Below are 17018 nucleotides of genomic sequence, written 5' to 3' on the forward strand. Positions count from 1 at the left end.
TTATCCCGCAGATCCAGCCTGCCGTTAGCAAACTGGCTGGCGTGCGCAGCTCTGTGCAAACGGCGACGTTATTTGGGCATGGCAAGATCGCAGACCGACTTGATCACCTCGGCCAGCCACTCGATGGCGAGGTTGCCCTGACTTTTACGGTGTCTGCCAACCACCACCTCGAACTGCTGCGGCGCCCCGGCCAGCTCCAGCATGCGAAAATCGCCGAGGGTGGCGATGGCCGACGGAATGCAGGCCGCCACGTCATTGACCGACATAAAGGCTTGCAGCGAGGTGTAACAGGGGAGCGTCGCCGAATCAAATTGGGACACCCACCTTTTTGAGCAAGCCACTATCAGGCTACTTGCAGGCCCAATAAGGGGTGTGTATCCGAGCTGATGCCTGCAAAAGTAGGCTGGTGGGAGAGATTGTCAGGTTTAGAAAGCAACAGCCCCTGCACAGCCATTTATTGGACTATGTGCAATACCCGGAGCTATCAGCAGGGTGGATGCAAAGCTATCACAGCCTTGGTTGATGGCATCGTCGCTGGCCACAGTGGCGGGCAAACTGCTGACATTGATATCTGTCTCCCACCACTCTGATCCCTTGTCGCCTGAACAGCGTCACCTGCTTCAACCAGCGAACAGCATCGAGTCCCAATCGTTCCAGAATGGGTCCAAATTGGGCCGGAATATGACCCCGCTTGTCGGGCCGAATAGCACGACCTGTCCAATCAACCAGCATCAGGTAGTCGCTGAAGGTATAAGGCAGCTCTTCAGGCTTACCCTGGCGGGCAAACGGCAGCAAAAGTGGTGGCAAAACCTCAGTAGTAGCAGGCGCGTCAAGGCGCTGTTTGATACTGGTGTATTCACTCTGCTCTGGCCGATCGGTCAACGCAGCTCGTATCGGATTGAGGTCAACATACGCCATACAGGCCAACAAGGCGGATTCGGTGAGCAAAGCCTGACTCTTGAAGCGCCCCTCCCAGAAATGGCCCTTGCAACCATCTTCCTGATTGGCCTGACGGGCCAGATTTTCATTGAGTAGCCGAATAAACCAACTTATGGAGTGAAGCCGCTCCCGCCATTGGGCCAGCAATTGCTGCACGACAGCCAGCTCAGGCTCGATCAACATCTCCCCCTGATACCAGCGCCTGACCAAATGCGGCCACTGGAATAGCGCCGCCCAGCGCTCAGCCACCTCCCGCTCACTCCAGTTGGCTGCGGTATCGGGCTCCACCTTGAGCACCAGATGATAATGATTGCTCATCACCGCATAAGCACAAATGCCAATTGCAAACAGCCGCGATAGTTGCCCCAACTTGTCGACCACCCACTGACGCCGATGCTCATAACTCTGGCCAGAATGGGCATCGTCACCACACAGAAAGGCTCGCCGCACACAGCGGCTGACCACATGGTAGTAAGGCGTATCCTGCAAGCTGATTTGACGTGAACGGGCAATGGTCATGGCACATCCCTCAACGGTGACCTCTTAAGTCAAGAACAGCCCTACGCCACTGTCAAAAAGGTGGGTGTCCCGAAAAAATGAAGTGCTCTATGTCGATGCCTGATACGGTTCAGGTGTGAACCGAATGCCTTTGTAATGCCTTGTCGATGTTTTTCCTCTTCCCCGAAAGCGCCAGCTCTCGGGGCTTTTTGCATCAACAAGGTGGGGGTTCCGAAAAAGAGATTCTCTCCCTTTGCTTACTGCTTTATCAGAAGTCATCAGCCTGTCATCTGGCTGACATCCCGCGGTCATTTTCAAGCCATAGAGTTTTTCACTTATTTTTCATATGGATAGATAAGGAACATCATGACTTTCCCGCGCTCTTCTTATGTGGCTTTGGCCGTCTCGCTGGTCTTGCTTGGCGGCTGCCAGTCAGAGAACGAATCGTCTGCCGACAGCCAGGGCAAAACCGCCTACCAATACAGCACCAAAGCGGTCTACAGCCCGCAGCAACAGGCGGAGAGCTACGAGCCAGCGCCCCAAGGGTTCAGCCCGGTCTTTACCGAGATGGTGGCGCGCCACGGCTCGCGCTCCCTCTCCAGCCCGAAATATGACGTGCTGACCAAGCTGGTCTGGGAAGAGGCGCAGCGTCAGGGGGCGCTCACCACTCTCGGGCAGGGGCTGGGAGGCAAGGTCGATCTGGTGACGGCCGCCAACCAGAAACTGGGCTACGGCCTGCTCTCGGCGCTGGGCAAGGAGGAGCACGCCAATCTCGCCACCCGGCTGGCGGCGCGGCTGCCGACCCTGCTCAACAGCAGCGAGCCCCACTGCATCAAGGTGGTCACCTCGGGCAAAGACAGGGCCAACGAAAGCGCCTTCTACTTTATGGAGAGCCTCAAGCGCGACGTGAACTATGTCAGCGACTCGGCGCAGTGCTACCTCACGCAGGATGACCCCTCGAAAATCGACAAAAAGCTGATCAACAAGTTCGAGCTCTACTTCCACAAGACCACCCCCGAGGGGGATTACGCCCGCTACCTGCCCGCCTATGAGAGCTACCAGCGCTTTATCGGCGACGAAGATGCAGGAATCGCCCCGGCCCCCGATCTGGCCAGGGCGCTGGATCAGCTTAAAAACCTGAGCAAGACCAAAGAGATGGCCCGCAGCATGCTGGAGCGTATCTACAGCAAGGGCTTTGTCGACTATCTGGCGGGCGGCGTCGAGTTTGTCGCCATCAACCCGGAAGATGGCGGCATGACCTATGTGCGCGACGAGGTGGATGCCGCCCTGATGCTCTACAACCTCTTTATCATCGGCCCCGGCATGATCCGCGAAGCGCAGGCACAGGGCAGCGAACCCTGGGCGCTGGAGCAGTTCCTCACCCCGGAAGAGTCTGCCTGGTTCTCCTACCTCTCCGATGCGGAAGATTTCTACGAGAAGGGGCCGAGCTTTGCCAACCAGAGCGCCCCCTACGCCATTGCCCAGCCGCTGCTCGACGGCCTGTTTGGCGAGGTGCAGCGTCAGGTAGTGGAAGGCGAGCAGAGCCGACGGGCCACCCTGCGCTTTGCCCACGCCGAAGCCATTATCCCCCTCGCCGCCCTGATGAAGCTGGAAGGGAGCCGTCAGGGGGCCAGCCCGGATCAGCTGTTCAGCCAGCAGAACAACGAGTGGCGCGGCGGCTGGGTCTCCCCCTATACCGCCAATATTCAGTGGGATATCTACCAGAACGGGCAGCGGCAGGTGCTGGTCAAGATGCTCTACAACGAAAAGGAGATCGCCTTTAAAACAGGCTGCCAGCCCTACCAAAGCGGCAGCCACTACTACGACTTCGAGGAGCTCAAACGCTGCTACGCCTATAACGGCTAACCCTTCGCACGCCGGATATGGCAATCACCAGGGGCGACCATCATGTCGCCCCAATTCACTCCCTTCCCTGCTTGCCAAAGCGGGATATGGCTATAAAGCCGCCTTCCGGCTCCATTTGCTGATCAAGTTCAAAAAACAATGAGATTCTGATGGTTACATCATTTTATGACTCGCCCACCCAGTTTCGTTTGGCTTACCATAGCCATCCAGAACCTGTTGAGCTGCGATGGGTTGCTGCCAGCGCGGGTCAAGGGAGCAGATTGGAAGCTGTAATCCACGGGCGGTAGCGTGGGATTTGGTAGTGATACGCCTCACACAGAAAGATGGAAGACCCAAAATTAAAGCCTCCTAGGCTAGAGGAAATTACTAATAAATAAGGATTACAAATTGGCCAATTCAGATACAAAATCTATTGCATTTAAAATTTTCCAACGAAGACTTACAGCAGAGATCCGAAGCTATTGGTTTTGTCGAACATCATTTATATATACTGAACGATGGTGGAACGAAGGAGGCAAGAAAGATAGCATAAATTTAATAACGCAATATACTGGTGATAACAACCAAGTCTTTGGTAGTATAGACATTTCTCCTCAAAAGTATATCGACAGTACAAATGACGTATTATGGTCTGTTAGAGGAAATGCTATTACTAATATCGTGACGGCATTTGAAACATATCTGTATTATCAAACTAAACGTGCAATATACATTAAACCATCACTTATAGAAAGCTCGGGAGTTGAGTTTACCGCTGGTGAGATTGCATCATCATTCACACATCACGATCAACAAGATTGGCTAGCAGAGCAGGTAGTCAGTAAGTTCATAAGGAATAATAGTCATAGTAAAATGATCAAAAAGATTGATAGCTTAATAAAAGGAGGGCTATCAAATGGCGAAAAAGAACTCATTGATAGGTGGACACGCAAAGTTACGCTGAGGAATGCATTGATTCACAATGCAAAACTTGTTAATACCGAGCTTACACAAGAGTGGCCAGAAAAATTCTCTATATCAGGAGTTCCAATACAGCTTGATGATGGCGATATTGTACGTACTCAATATGTAGCTTATGAGTTAGCTAAAAAAATTGACGCTCAATTTCAAAGAACAATTATAGATTTTGAAGATGCTAGGTTACTCGCAAGAGTTGCATATCTACATAGAAGTAATCTCACACATGGTCAAATTGCTGATCTTGTGGTTAAAATTCTCAGCTATCCATTAACTAAAGCTCAAGCGGAAAGTGCCATAGCATACCAAAGGAAAACTAGAGCCAGGATATCTGATTTCACCATAATTGAAGAATTAATAATGGATTGCATAAAAAACAACCCTAAATTAATTTCTTGATTGGCATTCACTATATTTACAAATACTCAATGAACCTTACTTCAAACATATCGATTTAAATGCTATTTCATACAGAAAAATAAAAAGGAGACCATCAGGTTTCCTTTTTTCTATCTCTTTACATACTTGCCGCCAGCGTCGCCCACCCCAATGTGGTGCGTATCGAGTAACTCAACCGCTTGCAGCCTGTCGGCCATGCCTGGTTCAAATCGGCGGGGCTGCTTGCCCCTCCTTGCCCCTGTGGTCCAGCCCGCACCGCCCCTTGATTGTTCCACCCGCGTAACAGCTGAACGCTTATGCGTTGCACCAGTAAAACAATCTGAGGGAATCCAACACCCGACCATAGCCGCAGGATGGCCAGCAGCCAGCGCCCGATCACTGTCCGGTTGGCAGTAAGGTCGCAGAGCAAGAAGAGTTTGATAGAGGTCAAAAAACGAGACCTTTCTGATAGTTACATCACTTTAAGGCTCGCCTCGGCAGTTTCGTTTGGCTTATCATAGCCATTCAGAACCTGTTGAACTGCGATGGGTTGCTGCCAGCGCAGGTCAAGAGAGCATATTGGAAGCTGTAATCCACGGGCGGTAGCATTACCCCTTGCTCAAAAAGGTGGCTGTCCCTGATTTCTTCCCAATTATTCATTCCTACGTTGTACAGAAGATAATTACTATGCCAAAAACTCTCCCGATCCTTCCCGTATGGACAAGCTGGAAAGAATTGACACAATTCCTAGCGCTTTCCGATCATGTTTTAATTTCACAACACGAACAATGGCGACAACTTCCAATCCCCAACAAACCGGCAATCAAAATCTTAAGGCAAGATGGGCCCTACAAGTTCGAAACTGATGGCGAAACATACGAAAAGATTCTTGCGGATCGACATGTACTGGCTTCAGTCGTGCTGTTGAACTCGTATGCTTTAGTTGAGTCAGCGGTTCGACAAATATATGAACTTCTCATATCTGACCTATCGGTGAATACACCTCTACTCACTCAGATTAGAGCCGCTCAAACCTCAATAACTGATACAGTGAAGAATGGTGGTATTGAAGCTTGGGGAACTCGAATACTGACAGATCTTGGACGAAACTGGTCATATGTCGAGACAGGAAAAGCTGGGCTTGTAGAAGTTGCTATTGTGCGAAATGCAATCGCTCATGGTGAGGCTAATGTAACTCAATCTATGGTAAATCGCGTAGATGCTGTAGGTGGAAGTCTCCCTTGGAATATTGGTTCTCCTATCAAACTTGATATCGCTCGTGTCAAAGAATATAGACATCGGCTACGTTCATTTGCACGAGTGGTAGAACACGGCGCAGAAGAACTTTATCCGTAATAAAATAATTTTTGACATCAAAAACTATAACTGTTGTTGCTATTTAATACATAGGCTTTATGTCATTCATGTGAAGAAAACTTAACTGCCCCATCAAGCTATAACTTACTTTTTATTTGTCAAAGCATGTTGATACTTAACCAATAACTGAGAAGAATGAAAAATGCCCATAGTTGTGACCTTCGATATACAAGGAGCTCCTCCACAGGAAAGAAATAGAATTCAAAGTTTCTTCGAACGTTTAGGCTGGCAGAATCTTGGTGGTAGCTCATATCGGTACCCTCGTTTAGGCACACAGGATCAGCCAGTTGAAGATTGGTTTAATCATGTTATTCCAGCCTTGACCCTATTCAGACAGTATTTAATTGAAAGTGATCGACCGCTTAGCTGCTTCACATTAGATGTCCAATCCACAACAGGATATGATCCATCGACTGGCTTCGGAACAGCGCCAGCAACTGGTCAAGGCATACACTTGTATCAGCCAACAAATTCTGCTTTTGGTGAACGAAACTTACGACACTGGATTGATACTCTCCAATATCCATATAATGCAGGCCCGTAAATACCCTGAAAAGAATAAATATAAAAAGGCGACCATCTGGTCGCCTTTTTATTTCGATCACTTTCCAATCAGGAATATCACCGTGCCGGTCGCTTGGCACCATTGCCTTTGGCCACAGGCTTGCCGCCCTGAGTGGCAGGTTTGGCGGAGCTGGCACGGGTCGGCGCCTTGCCCTTATGGGCGGGTTTGCCGGTCGGTTTGCCCTTGCCTGCACTCTTACCAGCACTCTGGCCTGCGCCTTGTCCGGCGGGCTTGCCGTTCCCCAGCTTGAGCTCGGAGCCCAGCGGCTTGCCGTTGCCTTTGCCGCTCTTGTTGGCGCTGGGGTTGGCGTGCTGGCCGTTGCTCTGGCCCGCCCCCTTGTTGCCAGCACCGTTGCCGCGCTGATGTTCGCCTCTTTGTTGAGACATTGGACTGTGGCGAGTCAGGGCCGGTTTCAGACCCTTGCCGCTGGCGGCGCGCTCGTTGCGACCTTCCGCTGGCACCAGACAGCCGGGGCCATTGCCAATCAGGTGGCCCTTGCCCATGGCGAGCAGGGCTTCGCGGATCATCGGCCAGCCAGCGGGATCGTGGTAGCGCAGCAGCGCCTTGTGCAGGCGGCGACGGCGCTCGCCCTTGGCGACAAACACATCGCCACCGGTGCGGCTCACCTTGTTTAACGGGTTTTTCTCCGTGTAATACATGGTGGTGGCGTTGGCGAGCGGCGACGGGTAGAAGTTCTGCACCTGATCGAGCTTGAAGCGGTTCTCTTTGACCCAGAGCGCCAGATTGATCATGTCTTCATCGGTGGTGCCCGGGTGGGCGGAGATGAAGTAGGGGATCAGGTACTGCTGCTTGCCCGCCTCTTTGGAGTATTTGTCGAACAGCTCCTTGAACTGGTAGTAGCTGCCCATGCCCGGCTTCATCATCTTGGAGAGCGGCCCCTCCTCGGTGTGTTCCGGCGCGATCTTGAGGTAGCCGCCGACGTGGTACTTGGCCAGCTCCTTGATATAGCGGGGATCTTCCACCGCGATGTCGTAACGCACGCCGGAGGCGATGAGGATCTTCTTGATCCCCTTGAGGTCGCGCGCCTTGCGATAGAGGTTGATGGTCGGGCTGTGGTCGGTGTCCATGTGCGGGCAGATGGTGGGCCAGACACAGGAGGCGCGACGGCAGGTCTGCTCGGCCTTGGGGCTCTTGCAACGCAGCTTGTACATGTTGGCGGTGGGGCCGCCGAGATCCGAGATGACGCCGGTAAAGCCCGGCACCTTGTCGCGGATATCTTCGATTTCTTTGAGGATCGACTCTTCCGAGCGGCTCTGGATGATGCGCCCTTCGTGCTCGGTGATGGAGCAGAAAGAGCAGCCGCCAAAGCAGCCACGCATGATGTTGACCGAGGTCTTGATCATCTCGAAGGCGGGGATCTTCTCGTTGCCATAGGCCGGGTGCGGCACCCGCTGGTAGGGCAGGCCGAAGACGCCGTCCATCTCCTCGGTTTCCAGCGGGAAGGCGGGCGGGTTGACCCAGACGATGCGATCGCCGTGGGCCTGTGACAGGGCGCGGGCACAGCCGGGGTTGGTCTCGTGGTGCAGAATGCGCGAGGCGTGGGCGTAGAGCACCTTGTCCTCTTTGACCCGCTCGAACGCCGGCAGCTTCACATAGGTTTTTTCCCACGGCTTGGGTTTGGCCGGCTGCACCAGCACAGGCTGAGCTTCCTGCGCGGCAGGGGCCGCGTCGGTGGCGTCATCCGAGCATGGGGCCCCTTCCATATAGGGGTTCATGATGGGATCGATGCGGCCAATCTGGTCGAGCTTGCTCGAATCCACCCCTTTCCAGCCCGGCAGCGGCTCCTTGCGGATGACGGCAGTGCCGCGAATATCCTGCATGGTCTCGATGGTCTCCCCCGCTGCGATGCGGTGGGCCACCTCCACCAGCGGCCGCTCGGCGTTGCCGTAAATCAGGATATCGGCCTTGGCATCGAGCAGGATGGAGCGGCGGATGGTCTCGGACCAGTAGTCGTAGTGGGCGATACGGCGTAAGGAAGCCTCGATGCCGCCGATGACCACCGGCACCTCCTTGAAGGCCTCCTTGCAGCGCTGGGTATAGACCAGAGTGGCGCGATCCGGCCGCTTGCCCCCCACATCCCCCGGGGTGTAGGCGTCATCGTGGCGCAGCTTCTTGTCGGAGGTGTAGCGGTTGATCATGGAGTCCATGTTGCCCGCAGTCACCCCGAAGAAGAGGTTCGGTTTGCCCAGACGCATAAAGTCATCTTTGGATGACCAGTCCGGCTGGGCGATGATGCCGACCCGAAAGCCCTGCGCCTCCAGCATGCGGCCGATGACCGCCATGCCGAAGCTCGGGTGATCCACGTAGGCATCCCCCGTCACCAGAATGACGTCGCAGCTGTCCCAACCCAGCTTGTCCATCTCTTTGCGGGACATGGGCAGGAAGGGCGCCGTGCCGTAGCACTCGGCCCAATAGCGGGGATAGGAGAAAAGGTTGGTAACCGGCTGCATTTTAACCACCTGGAACAATTCGGGTCGCGCATTATACCGATTGCGGCCAAGGGGAGCGATGGCTTTTTGTCCCCAGCATTCGCGCGGGAAAAGGCGCTTTGCCATCCAACATCCGCATCACGCCACCACAAACAAGCACGCCCGCAGGATGAGTGCGGGCGATCTTTGACTGCAACTGCCGCACGGTGAGCCGGGCAAATGCGGGGGGCTCACCGCCTGAATGGTTACTGACTCAGATCCTTGTCGATCCAGTATTTGGAGCCGGAGATGTTGGCATCGAACAGCAATCCCTTCTCGCCGATCTGGTAGATGGCCATGCCACCGTTGTATTTGGCGGTCAGCTCGGCGCTCTCCTTGCCAGCTACCACACCCACTTCTGAGGTGGCCTCCCACCCCTGGGTCACGAAGGCATCGAATCTGGCCTTGTCTTCAAACAGGATCACCTGCTGATAGAACTTGCCACCGATACCGGCCGCCAGCCCCGCGCCAAACATCTTCATATAGGTGTGTTTGCCACTCTTGCGATTGATGGCCACCCCGGCACCCTGATTGGTATGCAGCATCAGGGAGAACTTGCGCGAATCGAATACTGCGTAGCCATACGCCTTGTCAAACAGCAACTTGGCTGAAGGCTGTTCATTGAACAGGCGCACCAGTGCCGTGTCGGCCATGGTGTTGAGCGCCACCCGCGCCTCTTGCGGGGTTTTGGGCTCCAACATCTCGTCGAGCTTCTTGTCGGCTACCTTCAGCCACTCCTTGCCGGTGGCGATGCTCTTGTCGGTCCAGACCCCGGCGGTGTTGAACGCCTCTTCACCCCAGGCAGAGATGGAGGCCCAGCTCTTTTTGGAGAAGTCGCTGACGTCCTGCCATACCTCCTTGCCAGTCTCACTCACGGCGGTGCCGAGATCGGCGGCGGCAGCCTTCAGTTTCTCCCAGTCGGCATGGCTGGGTGACACCACCAGCGTCAGTGACAGGGCCAGCAACCAGTTACGCTTGTTCATTTTTTCACTCCCGTATTGTCGAGTGTCTGGGTTATCCTGCGATCCCCTACAACAGGCTACCCGGTGAAAACCACTCCCGCATTATCGGAAGGGGAATCCGGTTAAGCAATCATTGAGTCCTGTTTATCCCGCCACAGCCCGAAATAAAAAGGCTGCTCATCAGAGAGGAGCAGCCTTGTTGAACACTGTAAAACCGGACGGGCTTATTCGACCATCATCACCTTGCAGGTGTTGGTACTGCCGACGGTTTCCATCTTGTCACCGTGGGTCAGCAGTACCATGTCACCGCTTTGCAGCAGCCCCTTCTCCTTGAGCACGGCCAGCGCGTCGCGACACACTTCGTAGACCGGCTTGGTCTCGTCACCGTCAAACATCACCGGGGTCACGCCACGGTAGAGGTTGGTCCAGGCCAGGGTCTTGTTGTGGGGAGACATGGCGAAGATCGGCAGACCGGAGCTGATACGGGACATCAGCAGCGGAGTGGTGCCCGATTCGGTCAGCGCCACGATCGCCTTGACCCCTTCCAGGTGGTTGGCTGCGTACATGGTGGACATGGCAACCGCCTCTTCCACCGAGGTGAAGGTGTAGCTCATGCGGTGATTGGAAACGTTCAGGCTCGGGTGCTTCTCGGCACCGACACAGACGCTCGCCATGGAGGTCACAGTCTCGATGGGGAACTGACCGGCGGCGGTTTCGGCAGAGAGCATCACCGCATCGGTACCATCCAGCACGGCGTTGGCGACGTCCATGACCTCTGCACGAGTCGGCAGCGGCGCGTTGATCATCGATTCCATCATCTGGGTAGCGGTGATGACGACGCGGTTGAGACGACGGGAGTGACGGATCAGCTTCTTCTGCACGCCAACCAGCTCGGGGTCACCGATCTCGACGCCCAGATCGCCACGGGCGACCATCACGGCATCAGAGCCGAGGATGATATCTTCCATCGCCTCATCGGTGGCGACGGTCTCGGCGCGCTCAACCTTGGCCACGATCTTGGCATTGGAGCCAGCTTCGCGAGCCAGTTCGCGGGCGTAACGCAGGTCATCACCGCAGCGCGGGAAGGAGACGGCCAGATAATCTACGTTCATCAGCGCGGCTGTCTTGATATCTTCCTTGTCTTTCTCGGTCAGGGCTGGCGCGGAGAGACCGCCCCCTTTCTTGTTGATGCCCTTGTTGTTGGAGAGCGGGCCCGCCACAGTCACAGTGGTGTGGATGCGGGTGCCTTCCACGCTCTCGACTTTCAGTTGTACACGGCCATCGTCCAGCAACAAGATGTCACCCGGCACCACATCATTTGGCAGGCTCTTGTAGTCGATGCCGACCTGCTCCTGACAACCTTCACCCTTGCCCAGGGCTGCATCCAGCACGAACTTGTCACCGATGGCCAGATAGATCTTGCCGTCTTTGAAGGTGGATACACGGATTTTCGGGCCTTGCAGGTCACCCATGATGGCAACGTGGCGGCCGAGCTTGGCAGCAATGTCACGCACCTGATTGGCGCGCTGGATATGATCTTCAGGAGTGCCGTGAGAGAAGTTCATCCGCACCATGTCGGCGCCGGCGCGGATAATCCCTTCGAGGATCCCTTCGCGGTCGGTGGCCGGACCAAGTGTGGTTACAATCTTTGTACGTCTAGGCATGAAAGACTCCAATATGAAGTTGAGATAATTTGAGATTCTGCCCCATCAAGCCGATGGCTCGATGCACCCGCTTGCAAACCATCCGGGTGGTTTTTGTTATTAAGTTACAATACCACATCAAGACTACACCAAGGAGGGTGGCATAGACAGTCGGGGGCCAAAGCCCCCGACGATTCAGGAAGAGTGTGGTGTTTCAAAGCGGGATTCACGCAATCCCTCTTTTACCTTCTTCAGGTTTTCACGAAATTTCATCCCCCGGCGCAGGGTAAATCCGGTTGCCAGCACATCCACCAGCGCCAGTTGCGCGATGCGGGAAGCCATCGGCATGTAGACATCGGTATCCTCCGGAACATCCATGGAGAGCACCAGATTGCACTCGCGCGCCAGTGGCGAATCCTTGGCGGTCATGCCGATGACGGTGGCGTCGTTCTCGCGGGCCAGCGCGGCGATCTCGACCAGCGCCTTGGTGCGGCCGGTATGGGAGATCAGCACCACCACATCCCCTTCGCTGCTGTTGATGCAGCTCATGCGCATCATGACGATATCGTCAAAGCTCACCACCGGGATATTGAAGCGGAAAAACTTGTTCTGGGCATCGCGGGCAACGGCTGAGGAGGCGCCAAGACCAAAGAAGCTGATCTTCTTGGACTGGGTCAGGATATCGACACAGCGGTTGATGGCCGAGATATCCAGGCTGTTTTTGGCGGCATCCAGACAAGCCATGGTGGATTCGAAGATTTTGGCCGTGTAGGTATCGGGGCCGTCTTCTGCTTCCACATGACGATTGACGTAAGGAGTGCCATTGGCCAGGCTCTGGGCCAGATGGAGTTTGAAATCGGGGAAGCCTTTGGTATCGAGGCGACGGCAAAAACGGTTGACGGTCGGTTCACTGACGTCGGCCATTTTGGCCAGGGCGGCGATGCTGGAGTGGATGGCGGTCTGGGGAGACGCCAGGATCACCTCGGCAACCTTGCGTTCTGATTTACTGAAACTTTCCAGGTTGTTCGTAATTTTATCAAGGGTATTCATCATCACCACCAGACGTTTTTGTAATTTAGCTTCAGTGTCTTTGCACTAAATCTACGGCTAAGCAGGTTTCCAATCAAGCTGATGACTATACAAGACAAGCGGTTATCGCAACTAACGCCTGCCGTACAAAGTATGACTCATCTCTAATTATTTCGTACTTTTCGTTACAAAACGTCACCTCACTGTGAAACCGCTTACAAATGTTGCAAAGCAACAACACTGTGAGCAGGCGCACGTTTGTATCGATCCGGCGGGTGAGTGAGCCTGAGCTCGGATAGAATGGGCCGTCATAATCCAACAATAATGTCGGGACACCACAGTCGTCCCCATCCTGTAACGAAGGAGTTGTTATGCAGCATACCCATGCGCTGGTCGGCGATGTCGGCGGTACCAATGCGCGTCTGGCCCTGTGTGAGCTGGCCACCGGTACTATCTCTCAGGCAAAGACCTACTCAGGTCTGGCCCATCCCAGCCTTGAAGCCGTGGTTCGCCTCTATCTGGAGGAACACAAGGTCGAGGTGGCGGAAGCCTGCATCGCCATCGCCTGCCCCATCAATGGTGACTGGGTCGCCATGACCAACCACAGCTGGGAGTTCTCCATCAGCGAGATGCAGAGCAATCTCGGGCTGGCGCGCCTGCAAGTAATCAACGACTTTACCGCGGTCTCGATGGCGGTACCGGTATTGGCCGAATCGGATCGCATCCAGCTGGGCGGTGCCGCACCGGTAGCTGGCAAACCCATCGCCATCTATGGAGCGGGCACCGGCCTTGGGGTTGCGCATCTGGTCAAGGCGGGCGATCAGTGGTTGAGCCTGCCGGGCGAAGGGGGTCATGTGGATTTTGCCGCCAACACCGAAGAGGAAGATGCGGTGCTGCAGGTGATGCGTGGCGAACTGGGCCATGTCTCGGCCGAGCGTTTCTTATCCGGCCCGGGCCTGGTCAATCTCTATCGCGGGCTGGTGAAATCCGATGGTCGTGAGCCGGAGCCGTTCGCCCCTAAAGACATTACCGAACGTGCGCTGGCGGGCGAGTGTCTGGATTGCCGCCGCACCCTGAGCCTGTTCTGCGTGCTGATGGGCCGCTTTGCCGGCAACCTGGCGCTCAATATGGGCACCTTTGGCGGCGTCTATATCGCAGGTGGGATAGTGCCGCGCTTCCAGGAGTTCTTCACCAGTTCCGGTTTCCGGGTTGCCTTTGAAGACAAGGGCCGTTTCAAATCCTACCTCAAGGATATTCCGGTATTCCTGATCACCCATGAAGGGCCTGGCCTGCTCGGTGCTGGCGCTTACCTGCGCCAGTCGATGGGGATTACCATCTGATTGGAAGGTGGAGTGAAGCTGGAACATCCGTGGTTCAGCATCGATTCAGTGTGGATGGCATATAGTAGCAGCACGTAACCAAGAGGGCCGCACTTCACAAGGAGTGGAAAGCGACTCTCATCCGCTGGATACGTTTGTCACCTGACAAGCCTGAACTGTTTCAACCGGCCTTCTGGCCGGTTTTTTTTATCTCTGAGATCGGACACTACTGGGCCAGCGCCTTCAACTGTGTCTTGTCGGGCGGGTTGTTCCAGTCGATGGGGCCATGGGTAAAGCGGTACTGCAACCGTGGCAAGCTGGTCTCCAGCCACTCTTCCCTAAAGTAGGCATACCCCTGATTCCAATCAGGATCATTGGCCCAACCGGTTTGCAGGAAGTAGAGGCGAGTGCCCTGCCCTTCCGGCACAAAGCGCAGACAAACCTGAGTCTTCTGCTGACGAATATGGGGCAGACTGGGCGGAAAATTCCAGCTAAAGCTGAGCAGATCATAGGGCATGACGGCCATGACCCTGCACCCTTCACTCCCCCGTTCACCCAGTGGAGCATCAGGCCTGAAGTAGATTTCGAAGGGGCCATTCGGTTCGGCTACCATCAAACACTCGGGAGCCAGAAAACTGCGCAGACCACTCTCTGTCGTCCAGGCGTGCCACACGTCATCGATATGAGCCGGAACAAAAATGTTGCCTTCAATCTGTTTATTGTCCATAAATCAACAATCCTCACGCCATCCATACAGGGGACTTCGGCAGTATAGCCCCATGACAAATGTAATGGACAGCCCTTAATCACACCCTTGTCATTTGCCCCAGATAACCTTGCCAGCGCGCAACAGGGAACAGTGACCGCCCTTGGGAGAGCATGATGATCAGGCGCATGGAAGAACGTGATATCACCCCGCTGGCCAAGCTGTTTTTACAAGGCCGCAGACAAACCTTTCACTGGGTAGACCCCTCCCTGTTTCACCTGGATGACTTTATCGAGCAGACCCAGGGAGAAGAGATATGGGTGGCAGAGCGAGGGGGGACTGTCTGTGGATTTATCGCCGTATGGCAACCCGAGCACTTTGTGCATCATTTGTACGTTGCGAGCGACTGGCATGGTCAGGGGATTGGGCGAGCGCTGCTCGAACATGGTCTGGCTGATAGTCCCTGCAAGGCATCACTCAAGGTGGCAACCCGCAATACGGCGGCCGTGGCCTTCTATCATCGGCTTGGCTGGCAGCATGGAAACGAGACCGGGTATTGCGAGATCACTGGCCCCTGGTGCAAGCTGTCTCGTGAGTAGACAACCGCACTCCAGACTGTCATGCATGGTCTCGGAAAGGGAAAATATCGATCCGGGCTTGCATGGCAGAAAATGAGAACACCACAACCACCCGTTGCGCGCGTGATCGCGACAATCGCTCGCACCGAGGATCCCCCCTGGGCGTATGTGCTCTCTAGACCCGAAACAGCTTGAGGAGGGTATCGAGCTGACCGGAGAGCTGGCGCAAATCGCTGCTGGCTTCAGCCACTTGCACTACCCTGGCCGCGCTCTCGCTATTAAGGGTGGCTATCCGGTTCACGCTATGGCTCACCGCCTCCGCTACCGAGTGTTGCTCTTCCGAGGCTTGGGCAATATACATGTTCATCTCGCGGATCAGACTGACCTGGTTTTTTATCTTCTCCACCGATATCTGTACATCAGCTGCTTCGGCTCCCGCACGAGAGGCCTGCTCCTGGCTCAGCAGCATCCCGGCACCAACATTCTGGGTCGCCTGTTGCAGCCGTTTGATGCTGGCACTGATCTCTTCGGTCGACTGACGGGTACGACCTGACAAGGTTCGCACTTCATCGGCCACCACCGCAAAACCGCGCCCCTGATCCCCAGCTCTCGCAGCCTCGATGGCGGCATTTAGCGCCAGCAGATTGGTCTGCTCGGCAATACCATTGATCACTTCGATAATATTGCCAATGCTGCTACTCTCGGTAGAAAGGGAACGCATCAGCCCCGCCACCCGTTCCACCTCTCCCACCAGCTGGCGAATCGCCTGATTGGCATGACCGGCCAGATTGTAGCCCTGCTCGACATAAAGGTTGGCCTCATCGGTCGCCGTAGCAGTCTTCACTGCATTACCTGCCACCTCCTGTACCGCCTGACTCATCTCGGTAATGGCAGTCGCGACCTGATCCAGCTCCTGTTGCTGGGCATCACTGGCGCCCCGAGTATCCGCCGCAAGGGTGTCACAACGTTCGGCGGTCTGCAGCACGCCGGCAGAGAGCTCGTTGATCTCCGCCACCATCTCCTGCAACTTGGCAATAAAGTGGTTGATGTTGGTGGCCAACACGCCCATCTCATCCTGACGGCTAATCTTCAGACGCCGGGTCAGATCCCCCTCTCCTTTGGCCAGATCGAACACCGCCTGATTCATCTGATGAAGTGGTCTCAGCACATTGCGATGAATCAGCACCATCAGCAGCGCAATGATGCAGAGATCGAGCACAAGGATCTGCCAGACGGTAGTGATCAACTGCTGGCGCAGTTGGGCCTGAATGGCAGCATCACTGGTTTGCACCAGCAATCGGGCCACGGTGTTTTTCTGGCCGCTGTCGTCATAGACCAGGTCATATCCCCCATAGGCAGCGGTATCGGCAGGCATGGCTGTCACAGGGGCAATGCTCCCCGCCGAGTCACGGGCAAACCCGGCCACCAGCTTGTCCTTGTTGACCACCAGCAAAGCACTCAGGATATCGGCCGCCAGCTCGGACTTGAGCGATGCCTCGATGAAGGCCGATTCATAATTCCACAGCGGGCCGGGCAGGGAGAGCTGTAGCCGGCCGATGGCCTGCTCGACCAGCGCACTCTGTTTGCTGTAGCTCTCCGCCCTGACCGCGTTGTAGTTGTAAGCGCCAAACAACACCAGTAGCAGACTCACCGACAGGGAGGTCAACACGGCAATCCTGAACGTCAGACTTTTCCAATCCATGGTTTCCTCC

12 protein-coding genes and 1 pseudogene are annotated in these 17018 nt (G+C 55.1%); 5 read left to right on the top strand and 8 right to left on the bottom strand.

All coding sequences use genetic code 11. The annotated features are described in order from the left end of the window. Window positions 1-68: 68 nt before the first annotated feature. Window positions 69-320 carry a hypothetical protein gene (locus G5367_RS05040; protein ID WP_227342210.1) on the bottom strand — a complete coding sequence of 84 codons (252 nt, stop codon included), beginning with the start codon at window positions 318-320 and terminating at the stop codon, window positions 69-71. Window positions 321-507: 187 nt separating this feature from the next. After that, window positions 508-1458, bottom strand: coding sequence for a transposase (locus G5367_RS05045; protein WP_421244320.1), 951 nt, complete (start codon window positions 1456-1458; stop codon window positions 508-510). A gap of 345 nt (window positions 1459-1803) precedes the next feature. Here G5367_RS05045 and G5367_RS05050 point away from each other — a divergent pair, with 345 nt between their 5' ends. The 3 genes from G5367_RS05050 (at window position 1804) to G5367_RS05060 (ending at window position 5994) form a co-directional block, all read left to right on the top strand. After that, the gene (locus tag G5367_RS05050; protein ID WP_421244319.1) at window positions 1804-3303 is read left to right on the top strand and encodes a histidine-type phosphatase; all 1500 of its coding nucleotides are present in this window, start codon (window positions 1804-1806) and stop codon (window positions 3301-3303) included. A gap of 387 nt (window positions 3304-3690) precedes the next feature. Further along, window positions 3691-4659 carry a hypothetical protein gene (locus tag G5367_RS05055; RefSeq protein WP_421244318.1) on the top strand — a complete coding sequence of 323 codons (969 nt, stop codon included), beginning with the start codon at window positions 3691-3693 and terminating at the stop codon, window positions 4657-4659. Window positions 4660-5325: 666 nt separating this feature from the next. After that, window positions 5326-5994 carry a hypothetical protein gene (locus tag G5367_RS05060; protein ID WP_421244317.1) on the top strand — a complete coding sequence of 223 codons (669 nt, stop codon included), beginning with the start codon at window positions 5326-5328 and terminating at the stop codon, window positions 5992-5994. Window positions 5995-6636: 642 nt separating this feature from the next. Here G5367_RS05060 and G5367_RS05065 read toward each other — a convergent pair. The 4 genes from G5367_RS05065 to G5367_RS05080 all read right to left on the bottom strand — a co-directional run bounded on the left by G5367_RS05065 (window position 6637) and on the right by G5367_RS05080 (window position 12727). Then, the gene (locus G5367_RS05065; RefSeq protein ID WP_421293887.1) at window positions 6637-9051 is read right to left on the bottom strand and encodes a YgiQ family radical SAM protein; all 2415 of its coding nucleotides are present in this window, start codon (window positions 9049-9051) and stop codon (window positions 6637-6639) included. Window positions 9052-9275: 224 nt separating this feature from the next. Then, the gene (gene befA, locus G5367_RS05070; RefSeq protein ID WP_005347598.1) at window positions 9276-10052 is read right to left on the bottom strand and encodes a beta cell expansion factor BefA; all 777 of its coding nucleotides are present in this window, start codon (window positions 10050-10052) and stop codon (window positions 9276-9278) included. Window positions 10053-10255: 203 nt separating this feature from the next. Next, window positions 10256-11695, bottom strand: coding sequence for a pyruvate kinase (gene pyk, locus G5367_RS05075; RefSeq protein WP_005347617.1), 1440 nt, complete (start codon window positions 11693-11695; stop codon window positions 10256-10258). A gap of 174 nt (window positions 11696-11869) precedes the next feature. Then, window positions 11870-12727, bottom strand: coding sequence for a MurR/RpiR family transcriptional regulator (locus G5367_RS05080; RefSeq protein WP_005347620.1), 858 nt, complete (start codon window positions 12725-12727; stop codon window positions 11870-11872). A 344-nt stretch (window positions 12728-13071) separates the two neighbouring features. Here G5367_RS05080 and glk point away from each other — a divergent pair. Further along, window positions 13072-14043 (top strand): annotated as a pseudogene (gene glk, locus G5367_RS05085) (glucokinase); the annotation flags it as partial. 205 nt (window positions 14044-14248) lie between these two features. On the opposite strand, the gene G5367_RS05090 reads toward glk, so the two are convergent. Then, window positions 14249-14749, bottom strand: coding sequence for an SRPBCC family protein (locus G5367_RS05090; RefSeq protein ID WP_005347626.1), 501 nt, complete (start codon window positions 14747-14749; stop codon window positions 14249-14251). A gap of 155 nt (window positions 14750-14904) precedes the next feature. Between G5367_RS05090 and G5367_RS05095 the strand changes: the two genes are divergently transcribed. Then, window positions 14905-15327: a GNAT family N-acetyltransferase gene (locus G5367_RS05095; RefSeq protein ID WP_216980278.1), complete on the top strand. Its 423-nt coding sequence runs from the start codon at window positions 14905-14907 to the stop codon at window positions 15325-15327. 154 nt (window positions 15328-15481) lie between these two features. Here G5367_RS05095 and G5367_RS05100 read toward each other — a convergent pair whose 3' ends face one another. Further along, window positions 15482-17008 (bottom strand): methyl-accepting chemotaxis protein, encoded by a 1527-nt coding sequence (locus G5367_RS05100; RefSeq protein ID WP_421245032.1) that lies wholly within the window; start codon window positions 17006-17008, stop codon window positions 15482-15484. Window positions 17009-17018: the final 10 nt, after the last annotated feature.

Source organism: Aeromonas sp. 604282 (genome assembly GCF_049170575.1).
In the GTDB taxonomy this organism is placed as follows: domain Bacteria; phylum Pseudomonadota; class Gammaproteobacteria; order Enterobacterales; family Aeromonadaceae; genus Aeromonas; species Aeromonas veronii_A.